The organism is Nocardioides sp. B-3, from assembly GCF_024703895.1.
Taxonomy (GTDB): Bacteria; Actinomycetota; Actinomycetes; order Propionibacteriales; family Nocardioidaceae; genus Nocardioides.
The window spans coordinates 1,293,152-1,311,987 of sequence record NZ_CP087968.1; the positions used below are offsets into that span (position 1 = coordinate 1,293,152).

At 70.4% G+C, this 18,836-nt stretch carries 12 protein-coding genes and 11 pseudogenes; 9 read left to right on the top strand and 14 right to left on the bottom strand.

Translation table 11 applies throughout. The features are described 5' to 3' along the window. Positions 1-51 precede the first annotated feature (51 nt). The 8 genes and pseudogenes from LP418_RS08570 to LP418_RS08605 form a co-directional block, all read right to left on the bottom strand. Positions 52-624, bottom strand: a complete 573-nt coding sequence (locus LP418_RS08570; RefSeq protein ID WP_257956954.1) for a molybdopterin-dependent oxidoreductase — start codon at positions 622-624, stop codon at positions 52-54. Continuing rightward, positions 590-2,206 (bottom strand): annotated as a pseudogene (locus LP418_RS08575) (NADH-quinone oxidoreductase subunit G); the annotation flags it as partial. The gene LP418_RS08570 and the pseudogene LP418_RS08575, both read right to left, overlap by 35 nt. Continuing rightward, positions 2,203-3,516: pseudogene (gene nuoF / locus LP418_RS08580) on the bottom strand (NADH-quinone oxidoreductase subunit NuoF). The pseudogenes LP418_RS08575 and nuoF, both read right to left, overlap by 4 nt. After that, positions 3,513-4,234: pseudogene (gene nuoE, locus LP418_RS08585) on the bottom strand (NADH-quinone oxidoreductase subunit NuoE). The pseudogenes nuoF and nuoE overlap by 4 nt, the downstream one beginning before the upstream one ends. Continuing rightward, positions 4,231-5,580 (bottom strand): annotated as a pseudogene (locus LP418_RS08590) (NADH-quinone oxidoreductase subunit D). Before LP418_RS08590 ends, nuoE begins: the two co-directional pseudogenes overlap by 4 nt. Then, positions 5,580-6,291 (bottom strand): annotated as a pseudogene (locus LP418_RS08595) (NADH-quinone oxidoreductase subunit C). Before LP418_RS08595 ends, LP418_RS08590 begins: the two co-directional pseudogenes overlap by 1 nt. Further along, positions 6,288-6,843, bottom strand: a pseudogene (locus LP418_RS08600) (NuoB/complex I 20 kDa subunit family protein). Before LP418_RS08600 ends, LP418_RS08595 begins: the two co-directional pseudogenes overlap by 4 nt. A 5-nt stretch (positions 6,844-6,848) precedes the next feature. Beyond that, a complete protein-coding gene (locus LP418_RS08605) occupies positions 6,849-7,208 on the bottom strand; it encodes an NADH-quinone oxidoreductase subunit A (RefSeq protein WP_257955978.1) in 360 nt (119 codons plus the stop codon). Between the two features lie 493 nt (positions 7,209-7,701). On the opposite strand from LP418_RS08605, the gene LP418_RS08610 reads away from it, so the two are divergent. Next, a complete protein-coding gene (locus LP418_RS08610) occupies positions 7,702-8,283 on the top strand; it encodes a hypothetical protein (protein ID WP_257955979.1) in 582 nt (193 codons plus the stop codon). An 8-nt stretch (positions 8,284-8,291) separates the two neighbouring features. Next, the gene (locus tag LP418_RS08615) at positions 8,292-9,086 is read left to right on the top strand and encodes a hypothetical protein (RefSeq protein WP_257955980.1); all 795 of its coding nucleotides are present in this window, start codon (positions 8,292-8,294) and stop codon (positions 9,084-9,086) included. Between the two features lie 141 nt (positions 9,087-9,227). Here LP418_RS08615 and LP418_RS08620 read toward each other — a convergent pair whose 3' ends face one another. The 3 genes and pseudogenes from LP418_RS08620 to LP418_RS08630 all read right to left on the bottom strand — a co-directional run. Beyond that, positions 9,228-9,467, bottom strand: coding sequence for a hypothetical protein (locus tag LP418_RS08620; RefSeq protein WP_257955981.1), 240 nt, complete (start codon positions 9,465-9,467; stop codon positions 9,228-9,230). Further along, the gene (locus tag LP418_RS08625) at positions 9,460-10,029 is read right to left on the bottom strand and encodes an ROK family protein (protein WP_257955982.1); all 570 of its coding nucleotides are present in this window, start codon (positions 10,027-10,029) and stop codon (positions 9,460-9,462) included. The genes LP418_RS08620 and LP418_RS08625 overlap by 8 nt, the downstream gene beginning before the upstream one ends. Before the next feature lie 88 nt (positions 10,030-10,117). Then, positions 10,118-10,693 (bottom strand): annotated as a pseudogene (locus tag LP418_RS08630) (sugar kinase); the annotation flags it as partial. 80 nt (positions 10,694-10,773) lie between these two features. Between LP418_RS08630 and LP418_RS08635 the strand changes: the two are divergent. The 5 genes and pseudogenes from LP418_RS08635 to LP418_RS30555 form a co-directional block, all read left to right on the top strand. Next, positions 10,774-11,286, top strand: a pseudogene (locus tag LP418_RS08635) (glucose-6-phosphate dehydrogenase); the annotation flags it as partial. Between the two features lie 127 nt (positions 11,287-11,413). Beyond that, a complete protein-coding gene (locus tag LP418_RS08640) occupies positions 11,414-12,253 on the top strand; it encodes a glucose-6-phosphate dehydrogenase (protein WP_257955983.1) in 840 nt (279 codons plus the stop codon). Beyond that, on the top strand, positions 12,250-14,118 hold the full coding sequence (edd, locus tag LP418_RS08645; RefSeq protein WP_257955984.1) for a phosphogluconate dehydratase: 1,869 nt from the start codon (positions 12,250-12,252) through the stop codon (positions 14,116-14,118). The genes LP418_RS08640 and edd overlap by 4 nt, the downstream gene beginning before the upstream one ends. A gap of 61 nt (positions 14,119-14,179) precedes the next feature. Beyond that, positions 14,180-14,266, top strand: a pseudogene (locus LP418_RS30550) (keto-deoxy-phosphogluconate aldolase); the annotation flags it as partial. Between the two features lie 100 nt (positions 14,267-14,366). Then, on the top strand, positions 14,367-14,729 hold the full coding sequence (locus LP418_RS30555; RefSeq protein ID WP_257956955.1) for an aldolase: 363 nt from the start codon (positions 14,367-14,369) through the stop codon (positions 14,727-14,729). 20 nt (positions 14,730-14,749) lie between these two features. Here the strand turns inward: LP418_RS30555 and LP418_RS08660 are convergent. After that, positions 14,750-15,380: pseudogene (locus tag LP418_RS08660) on the bottom strand (demethylmenaquinone methyltransferase); the annotation flags it as partial. Between the two features lie 128 nt (positions 15,381-15,508). On the opposite strand from LP418_RS08660, the gene LP418_RS08665 reads away from it, so the two are divergent. Beyond that, positions 15,509-16,510 carry a L,D-transpeptidase family protein gene (locus tag LP418_RS08665; RefSeq protein WP_257955985.1) on the top strand — a complete coding sequence of 334 codons (1,002 nt, stop codon included), beginning with the start codon at positions 15,509-15,511 and terminating at the stop codon, positions 16,508-16,510. 45 nt (positions 16,511-16,555) lie between these two features. Here the strand turns inward: LP418_RS08665 and LP418_RS08670 are convergent, their stop codons facing one another. Then, positions 16,556-16,861, bottom strand: coding sequence for a hypothetical protein (locus tag LP418_RS08670; protein WP_257955986.1), 306 nt, complete (start codon positions 16,859-16,861; stop codon positions 16,556-16,558). 94 nt (positions 16,862-16,955) lie between these two features. Between LP418_RS08670 and LP418_RS32860 the strand changes: the two genes are divergently transcribed. Continuing rightward, complete coding sequence (locus LP418_RS32860; protein ID WP_442940147.1) at positions 16,956-18,368, top strand: isochorismate synthase; 1,413 nt, start codon at positions 16,956-16,958, stop codon at positions 18,366-18,368. Position 18,369: 1 nt separating this feature from the next. On the opposite strand, the pseudogene LP418_RS08680 reads toward LP418_RS32860, so the two are convergent. Next, a pseudogene (locus tag LP418_RS08680) lies at positions 18,370-18,834 on the bottom strand (MBL fold metallo-hydrolase); the annotation flags it as partial. Positions 18,835-18,836 lie beyond the last annotated feature (2 nt).

Here is an 18,836-nt window from a genome sequence, read left to right on the forward strand (position 1 = left end):
GCCCGGTTGATCCGGGCGACGGCCGGTCGGGCCGTGGCCGCGAGGTTGGCGTCACCGTCCTGCAGGGAGCCGCGGTCGAGCAGCAGCTTCCCGGGTGGACAGCGCCAGCGCACCTGCCTTCGGCTTGGGCCTCTTGGGCTCCTTGCCGAGCTTGAGCGCCGGGCGGACGCCGTCCCACGGGCCCATCGCCTCCATCTCGGCGCGCACCTCGTGCACCGTGCGGAAGCCGAGTGCAGTCCCCTGACCCAGTGCGGCGAGCTCGTCGGCGATGCCGACGAGGATGCGCAGGTCGGGCAGCGAGCCGGGGTTGGCGAACACCGCCTCGAAGGGACGCGGGCGGCCCTCCCGGGTGACGAAGGTGCCGGCCTTGTCGGCGACCGGGGCGACCGGCAGCACGACGTCGGCGCTGGCGGCGACGTCGGTCAGTCGCTGCTCGAGGCTGACCACGAACTGGGCGGCCTCGATGGCCGCGCGGGTGGCGGCCGGGTCGCTGGTGTCGTCGGGGTCCACGCCGCCGATGACCCGGGCCGGCGAGGTCACCCTTGACGAGCGCGGCGACGATGGCGTCGCCGTCTCGTCCGGCCTTGTCTGGCAGCGAGTCCACGCCCCGGGCAGTGGCGGCATCGACGCGAGCAGATGCGTCGGAAGCGGGACGACCGCCGGGCAGCAGGGTGGGCAGGCAGCCCGCCTCGACCGCACCGCGGTCACCGGCGCGACGCGGCACCCGGGCCAGTCGAGCACCAGTCGTCTTCGCGAGCTCGACCGCGGCGATCAGCGCGCCGTGGCTCTGGGCGAGGCGCTCCCCGACCGGGATCACGCCGCCCGCGTCGAGCGCGGTGACGCCGTCGCTGGCCAGCGCGGCCGGGGCGTCGGCCTCCGTGCCGGGCGCGGTCGGGATCACGCGACCGTTCATCTTGAGCAGCCCGCGCGTGGCGTACGGCGCCAGCGCCACGATCTTCGTCTTGCCCTTCGACGCCTTGCGGAGCCGGAGGAAGATGGTCGCCGCCTCGTCCTCGGGCTCCGGGCCGGCGAGCACGACGACGGAGGCGGTCTCGAGGTCGGCGTACGACACGTCACCGGACAGGGCGACGACCGAGGCCGGGAAGTCGGCCTCCTCGGCGCTGTGCGGGCGGGCGCGGAAGTCGATGTCGTTGGTGCCGAGCGCGACCCGGGCGAACTTGGCGTAGGCGTAGGCGTCCTCGGCGGTCACGCGACCACCGGTGAGCACTGCGCTGGGACCGGCCGTCTGCAGGCCGCGAGCCGCGACCGTGAAGGCCTCGGGCCACGACGCGGGACGCAGCTGGCCGTCCTCGTCGCGCACCATCGGGTGCGTGATCCGGTCGTCCCGGCGGGCGTAGTGGAAGGCGAAGCGGTCCTTGTCGCTGATCCACTCCTCGTTGACCTCGGGGTCGTTGCCGGCGAGGCGACGCATGACCTTGCCGCGACGGTGGTCGACGCGGATCGCGGCACCACAGGAGTCGTGCTCCGCGACACCCGGCGTGGACACGAGGTCGAAGGGGCGCGAGCGGAAGCGGTATTCGGCACTCGTCAGCGCGCCGACCGGGCAGATCTGGATCGTGTTGCCGGAGAAGTAGGACAGGAACGGCGCACCGTCGGCGATGCCGACCTGCTGCTGGGCGCCACGCTCGACCATCTCGATGAACGGGTCACCGGCGATCTCGTCGGTGAAACGGGTGCAGCGCTGGCAGACGATGCAGCGCTCGCGGTCGAGCAGGATCTGGGCCGAGAGGTTGATCGGCTTGGGGAAGGTGCGCTTGACGCCCTCGAACCGGCTCTCCCCGCGGCCGTTGGACATCGCCCGGTTCTGCAGGGGGCACTCGCCGCCCTTGTCGCAGACCGGACAGTCGAGCGGGTGGTTGATGAGCAGGAACTCCATCACGCCCTGCTGCGCCTTGTCGGCGACCTTGCTCGTCACCTGCGTCTCGACGACCATGCCCTCGGCGACCGGCAACGTGCAGGAGGCCTGCGGCTTGGGGATCGGCTTGCCGTTGCCGGCGTCGGGGATGTCGACCGGGCACTGGCGGCAGGCGCCCACGGGCGCGAGCAGCGGGTGGTCGCAGAACCGCGGCACCTGCACGCCCACCTGCTCGGCGGCGCGGATGACCGGGGTGTTGGGCGGGACGCTGACACGGACACCGTCGATGGTGACGGTGACCGGGGCGGTCTTCTCCGGGGTCGTCGTCATGCGTTCGCTCCGGTGGTCGCGAAGGTGGTCGAGGCATTCGGGTCGAACGGGCAGCCGCCGTGGCGCAGGTGCGCGAGGTACTCCTCGCGGAAGTACTTGATCGAGCTCGAGATCGGGCTGGTCGCGCCGTCACCGAGGGCGCAGAACGATCGGCCCGGGATGTTGTCGCACTGGTCGAGGAGCAGGTCGAGATCGCTCTCGCTGCCCTGCCCCTTCTCCAGCCGGGCCGGGGTCTGCACCAGCCACCACGTGCCCTCGCGGCACGGGGTGCACTTGCCGCAGGACTCGTGCTTGTAGAACTCGGTCCAGCGCAGCACCGCCCGCAGCACGCACGTGGTCTCGTCGAAGAGCTGGAGTGCGCGGGTGCCGAGCATGGATCCGGCCGCCCCGACGCCTTCGAAGTCGAGGGGTACGTCGAGGTGATCGTTGGTCAGGAGCGGGGTGCTCGAGCCACCGGGGGTCCAGAACTTGAGCTCGTGGCCCTCGCGCATGCCACCGGCCGGGTCGATCAGCTGGCGCAGCGTGATGCCGAGCGGAGCTTCGTACTGACCCGGCTCTGGTGACGTGGCCCGAGAGGCTGAAGATGCCGTAGCCCTTGGACTTCTCGGTCCCCATCGAGGCGAACCAGCTTGCGCCGTGCTCGATGATGCTCGGCACGGACGCGATGGACTCGACGTTGTTGATGACGGTCGGGCTGGCGTAGAGCCCGGCGACCGCGGGGAACGGCGGGCGCAGGCGCGGCTGGCCGCGTCGACCCTCGAGGCCCTCGAGCAGCGCGGTCTCCTCGCCACAGATGTAGGCCCCGGCGCCGGCGTGCACGACGACGTCGAGGTCGTAGCCCGAGCCGTGGATGTTCTTGCCGAGGTGGCCGGCGAGGTAGGCCTCTGGGACCGCGCGCTGCAGCCGACGGATGACGTGCAGGACCTCGCCGCGGACGTAGATGAACGCGTGGTTGGCGCGGATCGCGAAGGAGCTGATGATGACGCCCTCGACCAGCGTGTGCGGGCTGGCCATCATGAGCGGGATGTCCTTGCAGGTGCCCGGCTCCGACTCGTCGGCGTTGACCACGAGGTACTTCGGCTTCGGGTTGTCCTGCAGGGATGAATCCCCACTTCATGCCGGTGGGGAAGCCGGCGCCGCCACGGCCGCGCAGGCCGGAGTCCTTGACCGCGGTGATGATGTCGTCGGGCGCCATGGTGAGCGCCTTCTTCAGCGCGGCGTAGCCACCCTGCTGCTCGTAGGCAGCCAGCGTCCGAGCGCGGTCCCGGGTCCCAGTTGTCGGTGAGGACCGGGGTCAGTACGTCGGTCACTTCTCGTCACCCTTCGCGTCGGCCGCGGGCAGCTCGGCCCGGGTCGGGGCCGTCCAGCCCTTCTCCCGCGCGATCTTGAGACCGACGAGCGACGCCGGCCCGGCGGTCGGGCCCTCGTCGGCGAGGTCGTCGGGGAAGCCGGCGAGCACGCGCTCGGCCTGCTTCCGGTGCACAGCCCGGGGCCGCGCGTGGAGTGGACGTCCTTGCCGGCGCGCAGGTCGTCGACTGCCCGGACCGCCGAGTCGGGGGTCTGGTTGTCCATGAACTCCCAGTTGACCATCATCACCGGGGCGTAGTCGCAGGCCGCGTTGCACTCGATGTGCTCGAGGGTGACTGCGTTTGGATATTCGGCCGTCTGCTCTGTTGTTTCGTCGTTGCCGACGTCGAGGTGCTCCTTGAGCCGATCGAAGATCAGGTCGCCGCCCATCACCGCGCACAGCGTGTTGGTGCAGACACCGACGAGGTAGTCGCCGACGGGCTTGCGCTTGTACATCGTGTAGAACGTCGCGACGCCGCTGACCTCGGCGGCCGAGATGTCGAGCACCTCGGCGCAGGCCGCGATCCCCTCGGGCGTCACGCGCCCCTCGACCGACTGCACGAGGTGCAGCATCGGGAGCAGGCCCGAGCGTGCCTCGGGGTAGCGGGCGGCGATGGCCCGCAGCTCGGCGTACGTCTCGGGCGTCAGTGCCGTGTCGTTCTCGGTGAACTTGGCAGTCATCGGTCGACACCTCCCATCACGGGGTCGATGGAGGCGATGGCGACGATGACGTCGGCGACCATGCCGCCCTCGCTCATCACGCTCGTGGCCCGGAGGTTGGTGAAGGACGGATCGCGGAAGTGCGCGCGGAACGGGCGCGTGCCGCCGTCGGAGACCACGTGCGCGCCGAGCTCGCCGCGCGGCGACTCGATCGGGACGTAGGCCCGGCCCGGCGGGACCCGGAAGCCCTCGGTGACGAGCTTGAAGTGGTGGATCAGCGCTTCCATCGACTCACCCATGATGTGGCGGATGTGGTCGAGGGAGTTGCCCATGCCGTCGGAGCCGATCGCGAGCTGGCTGGGCCGGGCGATCTTCTTGTCGGCGACCATGACCGGTGCGCCCTCGAGGTTGGCGAGCCGGTCGGCCGCCTGCTCCACGATCTTGAGCGACTCGCTCATCTCGTTGAGCCGGATGCGGAAGCGGCCGTAGGCGTCGGCCGTGTCCCGGGTCTGGACCTCGAAGTCGTAGTCCTCGTAGCCGGAGTAGGGCTGCGTCTTGCGCAGGTCCCGAGGCGTAGCCGGTCGCGCGCAGCGGCGGGCCGGACAGGCCGAGCGCCGGGCAGCCGGCGAGGTCGAGGTGGCCGACGTTCTCCGGGCGGGCCTTGAAGATCGGGTTGGCGTTGCACAGGGCGGCGTATTCCGGGAGCCGCTTCTTCATCAGCGCGATGAAGTCACGGATCTCGTCGAGCGCGCCGGGCGGCAGGTCCCGGGCGACACCGCCGGGACGGATGAACGCGTGGTTCATGCGCAGGCCGGTGATCAGCTCGAAGAGGTCGAGCACCAGCTCGCGCTCGCGGAAGCCGATCGTCATCACGGTCAGGGCGCCGATCTCCATGCCGCCGGTCGCGATGCAGACCGTGGGAGGAGATGCGGTTGAGCTCCATCAGGAGGACGCGCATGACCTGCGCCTTCTCCGGGATGTCGTCCTCGATGTCGAGGAGGCGCTCGACGCCGAGGGAGTAGGTCGCCTCGTTGAAGAACGGGGAGAGGTAGTCCATCCGCGTGCAGAACGTGACGCCCTGCACCCGGGAGCGGTATTCCATGTTCTTCTCGATGCCGGTGTGGAGGTAGCCGATGCCGCAGCGGGCCTCGGTGACCGTCTCACCATCGAGCTCGAGGATCAGGCGCAGCACGCCGTGCGTCGACGGGTGCTGCGGTCCCATGTTGACCACGACCCGCTCCTCGGCGGAGTCGCCGAGTCCCCGGGGTGATGGAGTCCCAGTCCCGGCCGGTGACCGTGAAGACCGTGCCCCGGCTGGTCTCGCTCGGGTCGGCGTACAGGTCCTGCTGGCTGTCTGTGGTGCCCATTAGTTGTAGGACCTCCGCTGGTCGGGGGGCGCGATGGTGGCGCCCTTGTACTCCACGGGGATGCCGCCCAAGGGGTAGTCCTTGCGCTGCAGGGTGGCCCGGCCAGTCGTCGGGCATCAGGATGCGGGTCATGGCCGGGTGTCCGTCGAACTGGATGCCGAACATGTCCCGGGTCTCGCGCTCGTGCCAGTCGTTGGTCGGGTAGATGCTGACCGGGCTGGGGATGTGCGGGTCGGCGTCGGGGCAGGTGACCTCGAGCCGGATGCGACGGTTGTGGGTCATCGAGAGCAGGTGATAGACCGCGTGCAGCTCCCGCCCGGTGTCGTCGGGGTAGTGGACGCCACTGACGCCGGCACAGAACTCGAAGCGGAGGTCCTCGTCGTCGCGCAGCATCTGCGCGACGAAGGCGAGGTCCTCGCGGCGGACGTGGAAGGTGATCTCGCCACGGTGGACGACGACGCGCTCGATCGCGGCGTCGAGGTCGGTCGACCTGAGGCGGGCCTCGAGGGCGTCGGCGACCTCGTCGAACCAGCCGCCGAAGGGGCGCTGGGAGTCACCGGGGTAGACCGTGGGGGTGACGAGACCGCCATACCCCGAGGTGTCGCCGGTGCCCTTGACGCCGAACATGCCCCGGCGGGTGCCGACGGCACGCTTGATCTCCCGGTCGCCGGCGACCGGGTCGGTCGAGGGGTCCCGGGTGTTGTCGGTCATCGGAGAAGGCCTCGCATCTGGGAGGTCGGCAGCGCCTTCAGGGCGTTGGACTCCTGCAGCTCGATCTCGGCGAGCCGGTTGACGCCGAGCTTGGTCGACTGGACCCGGTCGTGCAGCTTGAGGATTGCGTCGATCAGCATCTCCGGGCGGGGCGGGCAGCCGGGGAGGTACATGTCGACGGGCACGATGTGGTCGACGCCCTGCACGACGGCGTAGTTGTTGAACATGCCGCCACTGGACGCGCAGACGCCCATGGCGAGCACCCACTTCGGGTCGGGCATCTGGTCGTAGATCTGGCGCAGGACGGGAGCCATCTTGTTGCTCACGCGACCGGCGACGATCATCAGGTCGGCCTTGGCGCGGGCTGGCACGGAAGACCTCCATGCCGAAGCGGGCGAGGTCGTACTTCGGACCACCCGTCGTCATCATCTCGATCGCGCAGCAGGCCAGGCCGAAGGTGGCCGGCCAGAAGGACGCCTTGCGCATGTAGCCGGCAACACCTTCGACGGTCGTCAGGAGGACGCCGGACGGCAGCTTCTCTTCAATACCCATGTGATTCAGTCCCAATCCAGTCCGCCGCGACGCCACACATAGGCGTAGGCGACGAAGACAGTGGCGATGAAGATGACCATCTCGACGAGGCCGAAGAAGCGCATCGCGTCGAAGTGCACGGCCCACGGGTAGAGGAAGATGATCTCGATGTCGAAGATGATGAACATCATCGCGGTGATGTAGTACTTCACCGGGATGCGGCCGCCGCCGATCGGCTGTGGAGTGGGCTCGATGCCGCACTCGTAGGAGTCGAGCTTGGCCCGGTTGTATCGCTTCGGACCCACGGAGGCGCTCATGACCACCGAGCCCACCGCAAAGGCCGCAGCAATGAGGGCCAGCACCAGCACCGGGGTGTAGAGCTCCATGCCTGACGTTCCCTTCCCTCTCGCTTTGCCCCCACTTCGTGACTTTGTGAATGAGTTCACGAGTGGCGCAGGGCACAGTCTAGGGGCCGACGTGCCGTGCGTCACGTCGGGGGTGGGAGGGGCCAAAACGGCCCCTCACCTGCGGATTTAACGCACTTCCGCGTTGCCTAAATGGATGGCTTTCGGGTGCCGGCCAACGGCCGATCAGCGCAGTCGCACTCGATCCGTGTCCGCCGACCGCGCCGGGGTCGCGGAGGGCGGCGTGACGATCCGGACGGTGTGGACGCTGCCCCGGGTCGGCGCCCCACGAGCCGCCCACCCCATCGGCCGTGCCGCTCGCCTGCTCTTCCCTTTACAGATAACCACCGGAAGAGGCAATATTCTGTTATGACAACCAAGGGCGACTTTCTGACGACCCAAGAGGTATCCGACCTCTTGGGCGTTGAGGCGCGCCGTGGTTCGCGTCCTTGCCGAGACAGGATCTATCACCCGCGTGGCCCGCGGGATCTTCGACCGCACATCGGTGGAGCGCTACCGCGTCGGGCGCGGCTCGGGTCGGACCCGGACCCGGGCGGAGCACACTGCTTGGGGAGCAATCGCCATCCTCTCGAATGCGGCACCGCTGGGACTCGGCGATGTCCAGACGTACCGAGTCCGCGCCACTCTGCGCGAGATCATCGAGCCGACCGAGCTGGCGATCCGCCTGCGCGACCGCGCGACGGTCACTACATGGTCCGGCCATCGCTCCGTCATCACGCGCGTCCACGAGGAGCTCGTCGTCCCCGGTCGCCAGCGGCTTGGGCTCATCGAGGACGACGCCATCGTCGACGGCTACATCCACACAGACCGGATCGCAAACCTCGTACGCCGCTTCCGGCTAGTAGAGGACACCACCGGATCCATCACCCTGCGCTACACCGGCATGGACATCGGCTTCGTCAAGTACCTAGCGGCGTTCAACAGGACGCTCGCGGCCGTCGACGCCGCCACCTCCCTCGACCCGCGGGAACGCGCTGTGGGAGAGCAGACCTTGGCTAGCCGGCTGGAGCTGTTCCGTGAGAATGACAGGCTCTGAGCACCCGGGTGCCGGGGCGCCTCTCCGTCGACGTCGTCGCGCCCCTCGGCGGCTGGCCAGACCCCCGGCCGAACGTCTCCGAGATCGCCTCGGTGCTGCCGACCGATAAGTGGACCCCGGTCGGCGGGCTGATGACCCAACTGCACTCCATTCACCACAGCCCGGGCGTCGTACGCCCAACCAACGATGTCGACATCGTGCTGCACATCGAGACCTCTCGCGACGTCGCCTCCGAGACCGCGGCCGCGCTGCGCTCCATTGGCTACGACCTGCGTTCGGCCGTCGACCCGCGCGACAACACCGCTCACCGCTTCTACCGCGGCACCAGCAAGATCGACCTCGTCGCCGGCCGCCCCGACGAAGAGCCTGAGGAAGTAGTCGACGTCTTGATCTCCGACCACCACGCTCCGAAGGTCACCGAACGGCTGGCCGGCCGCGACATGGTTCGCATCGACGGTGGAACGCAGGCGCTACGCCGCACCGTCAACGCGCGTCTGGAGATCGAGCCCGGAACGATCACCATCGTCTCGGTACCTAATCCGTTCGGCGCGCTCATCTTGAAAGCTGCTGCCTACAAGTCCGACTCCCGCGACCCCGACCGCCACCTGCGCGACGCCGTGGCCCTACTCGCCTGCATCGACGACCCTTTCGCCGAGCGCAAGGGCTTCACCGGGTCCGACCGATCCGGGCTGCAGACCCTGCGCACAAGGCTCACAGCCGACGACATCTCTCGGACAATCCTGACCGGCCAGCCCCGGATCGACGCCGAGACAGCCCTGCAGATCCTCACCGACAAGGACTGAGCCCCGAGCCGATGCGGACCCGGGCAGATCAGACGACGATGCCGTGTGGTGGACGGGGTCAGGCATGACGCTGACGAGCCCGCTCGACAAGCCAGTCCCTGCTCGCGTCCCGCAGAGTCGATTCTTCGACCGCGACCCGCCCTACCAGCGCCCGTGCACCTGCGCGCAGATCGACCGGTCGTAGTCCCCACTGGCCATCCGCTCGGCCGCGTCCGCGTGTCCGAGGACGACGTTGCGGCGGACGCCGTCACCGCACCCGACCTCGAGCCGGTGCACGGTGGCGCCGAGCGTGAGCACCTCGACGACGGGGCCGGGAGCCGAGCCGATGGTTAGCAGTCGCACGACTCGTCCGTCGGGCAAGGTGTCGAAGACGTCAGCCATGGTGCCGGGCCAGCTCGGCGTCGACGGCGTGGGGCGACAGCACGGACTCGAGAGCGAGCCGGACGCAGCCGACGAGGCCCGCCCGCTCGCCGTACGTCGACGGCAGCACCTGCAGGTCACGGCCGGCCAGCGCCGTCGTGGACGAGAAGAGGGTGTCGCGCAGGCCGGCGGCAAAGGTGTCGAAGGCTCCGGCCATGTCGCCGCCCACGATGATGGCGCGCGGGTTCAGGACGGTGACCGTGGCCGCCATCGCCTCGCCGACGCGGCGACCGGACTCGCGCACGATCGATCGCGCCTGACCATCACCACGAACCGCCTGCGCCACCGGGTCGCGCACGTGGTCGACCTGCTGACCGTCGCTGCGCAGCCGCTCCACCGTGGGGGCCCAGCCGGCGGCGACCGCCTCCGGGCAACCGGTGTCGCCGCACCGGCAGATCAGGCCCTTCGCGGCCTCGACCTTCACATGGCCGATCTCGCCGGCCGCACTGCGATGACCGCGCAGGATCCGGCCGTCGGCGACGATCCCCAGCCCGAGCCCGGTCGAGGCCTTCAGCGCCAACACATTGTCGTCGTCCGGGGAGCTGGCCGTCGCGCTCGGAGAGGGCCATCACGTTGCAGTCGTTGTCGAGCACGACCGGTGCGGCAGTGACCTCGCGCAGGTAGGGCACGAGGGGCACGCCGTCCCAGCCGGCCAGCGCCGGCGAGTCCACGCTGACCACCCGCACCGGGTCCACCGTCCCCGACAGCGACATGCCCACGCCGCGGACCTCGTCGCCCGAGCGCCCGAGCTCACCCAGCATCCGCTGCAGCTGCTCGACCACGACCGGCATCAGCACGTCGGGACCGAGCCCCACCTCCCGGTCACGACTGACCGCGGCCAGCTCCGAACCGTCGAGCGCGCAGACCGACAGCTGTGAGCGGCTGCGCCCGATCGCCACCGCGAGGACCAGTCCGGCATCGCGGTTGAGCACGAGGGTCGCGGCGGGCCGACCGCCGGTGGCCGACTCCTCGTCGCCCTCCAGCACCAGCCCGGCCTCGGCCAAGGACGACAGGCGTGCCGCGACCGCGGTGCGCGAGAGCCCGGTGACCCGCACCAGCTCGCCCCGGGTCGTCGCGCGTCCCGTGCGGATCAGCTCCGGGACCTGTCCTGCCGTCGCGCCCGAGGGCGACGACGCGTCGACCACGTGCGAACGGAACACCGGTGAGGAGGGCATGGTGCGTGGCATTCAAGCATCAGATCGCTTTGGTCTGAAAAATACCAATGTTTGGTTGTGGAAGTCCCTAACCGTCCGTACGGTGGTGTCCCATGACCCCCGGAACCCCCGTCGAGCCGTGCGACTTCACCGTCTTCGGTGGCACCGGCGACCTCGCGCCCCGCAAGCTGCTCCCGGCGCTCTACCTCCGCGACCGCGACGGCCAGCTGCCCGAGGGCTTCCGGATCATCGGCGTCTCGCGCGCCGAGGTCGATGACGACGGCTATCGCGCGATGGTCGAGGCGGCCCTGACCGAGCACGTCGCCGCGGACGAGCTCACCGATCCGGTCGTACGGCGCCTGCTGGCCCGCCTCCACCACGTCACCCTCGACGTCGAGGACGTCGGCGCCCGGCACCGCCTGCACGACCGGCTCAAGGACGGCGCGGCCGGCGACGACGTCATCCGCGTCTTCTACCTCGCGGTCGCGCCAGCGCTGTTCGGCCCGATCTGCGAGCACCTCGACCGGGTCGGGCTCGCCACCGAGCGATCCCGCGTCGTGCTGGAGAAGCCGATCGGGACCGACCTCGCCACCGCGCAGACCGTGAACGAGGCCGTGGGCCGCGTGTTCGACGAGTCGCACATCTTCCGCATCGACCACTACCTCGGCAAGGAGAGCGTCCAGAACCTCCCCGGTCACGCGCTTCGCCAACACCTTCCTCGAGCCGCTGTGGAACAGCCACTGGGTCGACCACGTGCAGATCACCGTGTCGGAGTCGCTCGGCGTCGGCGAGCGAGGCTCCTACTACGACCGCTCGGGCGCGTTGCGCGACATGGTGCAGAACCACCTGCTCCAGCTCGTCTGCCCGGTCGCGATGGAGCCGCCGACCTACGTCGATCGCGAGACGGTGCGGGACGAGAAGCTCAAGGTGCTGCAGGCACTGCGTCCGATGACCCCCGAGATCGTGGACCGCGACACGGTGGCCGGCCAGTACGCCGCCGGGCTGTGCGACGGCGCGGCCACGTCGTCGTACGCCGAAGAGGTCGGCCACGAGAGCAGCACCGAGACCTTCGTGGCGATCAAGACCGAGGTGCAGAACTGGCGGTGGGCCGGCGTGCCGTTCTACCTGCGCACGGGCAAGCGGATGTCTGAGCGGCTCTCGGAGATCGTGGTGGTCTTCAAGGAGCCGCCGCACCCGATGTTCCCGCACAGCGAGGGGGCGACCGAGCCCAACCGCCTGCACATCCGGGTGCAGCCCGACGAGGGCATGCGGTTGCACATGACCGCCAAGGAGCCCGGCCCGGGCGGCATCCGGTTGCGTCCGGTGTCCCTCGACCTGAGCTACGCGACCGCCTTCGGCCAACGCTCGCCCGACGCCTACGAGCGGCTCCTCATGGACGTCGTCCGCGGCAACACCACTTTGTTCATGCGCCGCGACGAGGTCGAGGCCGCCCGGACGTGGGTGGCGCCGATCCTCGACCGCTGGTCGCAGCCGACCCACCGACCCCGCCGGTATCCCGCCGGCACGCACGGCCCTTTCGCCGCCAGCACGCTCCTCGAGCGCGACGGCCGATCCCGGCAGGAGACCGAATGAACACCCTTCACCCCACCGTCGCCGAGGTGACCGCGCGGATCGTACGGCGCAGTGCCCCCACCCGCACGGCCTATCTCGCCCGCATCGACGCGGCCGCAGACAAGGGCCCGGCGCGCGGCAAGCTGGCGTGCGCCAACCCGGCCCACGGGTTCGCGGCCTCGGACGAGCCGGCGAAGAGCGGCCTGAGGTCGAGCCGCAAGCCCAACGTGGCCATCGTGTCGTCGTACAACGACATGCTCTCGGCGCACCAGCCGTTCCGTGACGTCCCGGAGGTGCTGAAGCAGTCGATCGTCAGGGCGGGCGGCCTCGCCCAGTTCGCCGGGGGCGTGCCCGCGATGTGCGACGGCATCACCCAAGGTCGCGCGGGCATGGAGCTCTCGCTCTTCAGCCGCGACCTCATCGCCATGTCCACCGCGGTCGCCCTCTCGCACGACATGTTCGACGCCGCGATCATGCTCGGCGTCTGCGACAAGATCGTGCCCGGCCTGCTGATCGGCGCGCTGTCGTTCGGGCACCTGCCGACGCTCTTCGTGCCGGCCGGTCCCATGCCGTCCGGGCTGCCCAACGGCGAGAAGGCGCGGGTGCGCCAGCTCTACGCCGAGGGCAAGGCCGGCCGTGAGGAGCTGCTCGAGGCCGAGGCGGCGTCCTACCACTCCCCGGGCACCTGCACGTTCTACGGCACCGCCAACAGCAACCAGATGCTGATGGAGGTGATGGGCCTGCACCTGCCGGACGCGACCTTCGCCAACCCGGGGACTCCCCTGCGGGCGGCGCTGGATCGCGCGGCCGGCGAGCGCGCCGTCGCCATCACCGCGGCCGGGGGCGAGCCCACACCGGTCGGGCACCTCGTCGACGAGCGCGCGATCGTCAACGCGTGCGTCGCGCTGCTCGCGACCGGCGGCTCGACCAACCACACGATGCACCTCGTCGCGATGGCGGCGGCCGCGGGCATCACCCTCACGTGGGACGACCTCGCCGACCTGTCGGCAGCCGTCCCGCTGCTGACGCGGATCTACCCCAACGGCAGCGCCGACATCAACCACTTCGTGGCGGCCGGCGGCACCCCGTTCCCGGTCCACACGCTGCTCAACCACGGCTACCTCCACGACGACGTGCTGACGGTGTCGGGACGCGGGCTGTGGCGACACACCAGCGAGGCCCGCCTGTACGGCGACGAGCTGGTGTGGGAGGAGGGCCCGAAGTCGTCCCACGACACCACGGTCCTGCGCCCGGCCGACGATCCGTTCGCGCCCGACGGCGGCCTGCGGATGCTGACCGGCCGGCTGGGCCGCGCGGTCGTGAAGGTCTCGGCCGTCGAGCCGGGTCACCGCGTGGTGACCGCCCCCGCGGTGATCTTCGACGACCGGGCCGACTTCCTCGCCGCCTTCGCCGCTGGTCGTCTCGACGACCGCGACTCGGTCGCGGTCATCCGCTACCGGGGGCCGGCCGCGAACGGGATGCCGGAGCTGCACAAGCTGATGCCCGCGCTCGGGGTGCTGCAGGACCGCGGCCGGCGCGTCGCGATCGTCACCGACGGTCGCATGTCCGGGGCATCGGGCAAGGTGGCCGCCGCCATCCACGTCACCCCCGAGGCCGCCCTCGGCGGCCCGCTCGCCCGCGTCCGGGACGGCGACCTCGTCACCGTCGATGCCGAGACCGGCCGGCTCGATCTCGACGTCCCCGACGCCGAGTTCGACCGCCGCGCGACGACCGGCCGTGCGCCGTACGACATCGAGTGGGCCGGGACGGGACGCGAGCTCTTCGCCGGCTTCCGCGCGATCGTCGGCACCGCCGAGACCGGCGCCAGCGTCATCCGTCCACTGCCCGCCCCCACTGAGGAGTCCCCCGTTGCCCAGCACGTCTGAGTCACTGTTGTCGATCGTCCCCGTCGTGCCGGTCGTCGTGATCGACGACCTCTCGCACGCCGTGCCCGTCGCCCGCGCCCTCGTGGCCGGCGGGTTGCCGGTGATCGAGCTGACCCTGCGCACGCCCGTCGCGCTGGCGGCGATCCGCGCCATCGCGACCGAGGTCCCGGAGATCTCGGTGGGCGCCGGCACGATCGTGTCTCCCTCCCGTGGTCGAGCGGGCGGTCGAGGCCGGGGCGCAGTTCCCGGTGTCACCGGGGTGTACGCCGACGCTCCTCTCGGCCATGTCCGGCTCCGGGCTCCCCTTCCTCCCGGGAACGGCGACCGTCTCCGAGGCGCTGGCCGTGCTCGAGGCGGGCTTCACCGAGATGAAGTTCTTCCCGGCGGAGGCGTCGGGCGGCGCTGCCTACCTGAAGTCGATCGCGTCGCCCCTCCCGGCTGCGCGCTTCTGCCCGACGGGCGGGATCACGTCGGCCACGGCCGCGTCCTACCTCGCGCTGCCCAACGTCGGGTGCGTCGGCGGGTCGTGGCTGACGCCCTCGGACGCCCTCGCGAGCGGTGACTGGGAGCGCGTCAGCGCGCTGGCCGCGGAGGCTGCAGCGCTGGGCTGAACCTTCAGGCGGTCGCGCGGGTGGAGCGCGACGATGCCGCCGGAGAGGTTGCGCCACTGGGGTTCGCGCCACCCGGCGCCGGCGATCAGGTCGGCGAGCCCGCCCCGGTCGGGCCGGGCCCGGATCGACTCGGCGAGGTAGACGTAGGCGTCCGGTGAGGACGAGACGGCACGCGAGATCGCGGGCAGCGCCTTCATCAGGTATTCCATGTAGACGGTCCGGAACGGCGACCGTGTCGGGTGGCTGAACTCGCAGACGACGAGGCGCCCCCCGGGACGCGTCACTCGTCGCATCTCGCGCAGTCCCTGTGCGGGGTCGACGATGTTGCGCAGCCCGAAGGAGATGGTCACGGCGTCGAAGGTGTCGTCGGCGAACGGCAGCTTCATCCCGTCACCGGCGGTGAACGGCAGCGCCGGGCGCGCCTTCTTGCCCACCTGCAGCATGCCGAGCGAGAAGTCGCACGGGGACGACCATCGCGCCACGGTCCGCGAAGGGCTGGCTCGAGGTGCCGGTGCCCGCAGCGAGGTCGAGCACCTTGTCGCCGTACGACGGATCGACGGCGTCGATCACGTCGCGGCGCCAGCGCCGGTCCCGGCCGAGGGAGAGCACGTCGTTGGTGACGTCGTAGCGCTTGGCGACCGCGTCGAACATGCGTCGGACGTCGGTCGGTTGCTTGTCGAGTTCAGCGCGGGCCACGAGCCGAGCCTAGTGATCCGGCAACTTCGTGTTGTCGGTGGGCGTCCCTACGATTGTCGTCGACCGCCAACCTCGGAGATCACATGCGCTCACGCCGCCTCGTCCAGCTGTTCCTCGCCCTCGTCATGAGCCTGACCGTCGTCTCGGTCGCCACGCCAGCCGTTGCGGCCTTCGACCGGCTGAGGTTCGGAGACACCGGTTGGAAGGTGCGGGTGCTCCAGAGCCGGCTGCACCAGCTGGGGCTGCACTCCGAGGTCATCACGAGCAGGTTCGACGCACAGACCCGCGACGGCGTCCGCACGTTCCAGGCGCGGCGCAAGCGCGACACGACCGGCATCGTCGACCGGGTCACGTGGGACAAGCTGGTCGCCAAGACCAGCGAGCCGACCCACGAGGCCCTGCACAACATCTACACGCCCGGCCCGGCGATCCTCGTGGCCGGCGACCGGGGCCTGCCCGTCCGGCGGTTGCAGGCTCGACTCGAGCAGGTGCAGTGGTGGAAGGGCGACGTCACCGGCGTCTTCGACCAGCGGACCGTCGAGGCGGTCACCGGCTTCCAGACCAAGCGCAGGATCCCGGTCACGGGCGAGGTCGACCGCCGCACCCTCGACCGGCTCGCCGAGATGACGCGCAAACCGACCAAGGCCGAGCTGTTCAACATCGAGCCGAAGGGCGCGGCGCTCGACCCGCTCTGCATGACCGGGCGCGCGATGTGCGTCGACAAGACGTCGCGCTCGTTGCGCTGGGTGATCGACGGCATCGTCCAGTCGCGCTACGACGTGCGCTTCGGCTCCGACGAGCTGCCGACCCGCGAGGGCGCGTTCTCGGTGTTCAAGAAGTCGCGCGACCACGTCTCGAGCCTCTACGACACCTCCATGCCCTTCGCGATGTTCTTCTCCGGAGGCCGGGCGGTGCACTACTCCCCCGACTTCGCCGCCACCGGCTACAACGGCGCCTCCCACGGGTGCGTCAACGTGCGCGACTACAACGGCATCCGCTGGCTCTTCGACCCGGTGCGCATCGGCGACAAGGTGGTTGTCTACCGGTCGAGCGGCGGCGCTCAGAGCCGGCGCAGCCGGGGCTGAGAGCGGCCGCGAGCCCGCAGCCGCTTGCGGCAAGGGGACCAGCGATCAGAACCGGTTCAGCACGACCGGCACCACGACGTAGAGCATGATGCCCACGACGACCCGGGCGGCACTCGCCGCCATCCGGGGCCGTTCCTGCGAGGTCACTGACCGGGGCACCTGCTGAAGCGCCAGCGCAAGCGCGCCGACACCCAGCCACAGGAAGAGGGGTACGACGAGCGACTCGTCGTGCGCAATCGCCACGGCCGTCGCCACAGCCGCTCCGAGTCCGAGCACGGCCACGGTGATGGCCAACCGGACCCGCCAGCGTCGTGTCACGGCGGTGTGGGTGGACGAGGAGAGGGCGGACACATCGCAGAGCCTACGAACGAGTCGAGGAAACCTGACGGGCGTCGGGACTGACACCCGTCCGCTGCGGCCGGGGCGCGGCGTAGGCTCCGCTTTCGTGACGACACCCTCGACCGCCGTCGGCGACCCGTTGGTCGTGCGCACGGTCGCCGCCGGTCTCGACGAGGTCGGATCGCTGCTCGACCTCCTGCCGGTCGACGCCCCGGTCACCCGGCTGCGCCGCGACGAGGGGCTCGTCGGCTGGGGCGTGGCAGCCCTCATCCGCACGAGCGGCACCGCGCGCTTCAGTGACGCCGACAAGTGGTGGTCCGAGATCACCGGCCGCGCCGAGGTCCACGATGCCGTCAACGAGCCGGGCACCGGCCCGGTCGCGTTCGGCTCCTTCGGCTTTGCCGACGAGCCCGGCGACTCGGTGCTCGTGGTCCCGCAGGTCGTCGTCGGCCGGCGTGGTGATCGGGCCCGGGTGACAACGGTCGGCGTCGACCAGCCCACCCTCGCGCCCGCTCCACTTCCGGATGCCCCCGCCGGCCTCAGCTTCGCCGACGGCTCCCTCAACGGCGAGGCCCGGATGACGGTCGTGGCCGACGCCGTGGCCCGGATCAACGCCGGCGACCCGGAGAAGGTCGTGCTGGCCCGCGACCTCGTCGCCACGTGCGTCGAGCCGCTCGACGTGCGCTGGGCACTGCGCAAGCTGGCCCGCGACTACTCCATGTGCTGGACCTTCAACGTCGACGGCCTCTTCGGCGCGACGCCGGAGATGCTCGTGCGCCGCGAGCGCGGACTCGTCACCTCACGGGTCCCGGCGGGCACCATCCGCCGTACGGGCGACGAGGAGCGCGACGCCGCCCCGGCCGGCACGCTGGCCCGCTCCTCGAAGGACCTCGAGGAGCACGAGTACGCCGTCCGGTCGGTCGCCGACGCCCTCGAGCCGCACTGCTCGTCGATGAACGTGCCCGAGGTGCCCTTCGTGCTGCACCTGCCCAACGTCATGCACCTCGCCACCGACGTGGCCGGCGTGGTCCACGACTCGGCGACAGTCTCGTCGCTGCAGCTGGCCGAGGCACTGCACCCGTCCGCTGCCGTCGGTGGCACCCCGACCGCCTCGGCGGTCGCACTCATCGCGGAGATCGAGGGCATGGCCCGCGACCGCTATGCCGGACCGGTGGGCTGGATGGACGCCGGGGGGCGACGGCGAGTGGGGCATCGCGCTGCGTTCTGCGCTGGTCAGGGACAACACCGTCCGCCTCTTCGCCGGCTGCGGAATCGTCGGCAGCTCCGACCCCGAGGCCGAGCTGGCCGAGTCCCGTGCGAAGTTCGTGCCCGTGCGCGACGCGTTGTCCTCCTAGACGTCCGCCCCGTCTGCGCGGCGGGAAGAACTCCCGGCCGTCAGGCAGGAGGTTGCCCATGTGGGTGTCGACGATCCCGAGAGCGACGTCGCTGTAGACCTTGTCGTGGATGCCGAGGTTGCGCGGTGCCCCGACCGCCCGGACGAAGTCGATCGCCTCGCTGATCTTCAACCACGGCGCGCTGATGGGCGCGAGCAGGAGGTCGACGTCGGTCTCGGGCATCGTGAGCGAGTCGCCCGGGTGGTAGACGCGCTGGTCGCCGACCGTCAGCAGGTAGCCGCTGTTGTCGATGCGTGGCAGGTCGTGATGGATGACCGCGTGCTTGAAGCCCACGACATCGACGGTGATCCCGACGTCGAAGGACGACCCCGGCTCGACGACGTGCAGCCGCTCGACGAGGTCCGGAGCGTCCTCGCGGATCCGCGCAGCGACGCCTTCGATGGTGAAGATCGGCGCGTCCGTACGGCGCAGATGACCGGCGTCGTAGTGGTCGGCGTGCTCGTGGGTGATCAGGACAGCGGTCGCCCCGTCCACCGCTCCCGCCTCGGTGAAACCGCCCGGATCGAGCACGACCACGGCCCCGCGGTGCTCGGCCCGGACACATGCGTGGCCGAACTTCGTCAACCTCATGT

Coding starts and splice junctions, on each gene's coding strand:
- edd (WP_257955984.1), top strand. CDS start 12,250: ATGAACACCCTTCACCCCACCGTCGCCGAGGTGACCGCGCGGATCGTA.
- LP418_RS08620 (WP_257955981.1), bottom strand. CDS start 9,467: ATGGCTGACGTCTTCGACACCTTGCCCGACGGACGAGTCGTGCGACTG.
- LP418_RS08570 (WP_257956954.1), bottom strand. CDS start 624: ATGCCGCCACTGCCCGGGGCGTGGACTCGCTGCCAGACAAGGCCGGAC.
- LP418_RS08605 (WP_257955978.1), bottom strand. CDS start 7,208: ATGGAGCTCTACACCCCGGTGCTGGTGCTGGCCCTCATTGCTGCGGCC.
- LP418_RS08665 (WP_257955985.1), top strand. CDS start 15,509: ATGCGCTCACGCCGCCTCGTCCAGCTGTTCCTCGCCCTCGTCATGAGC.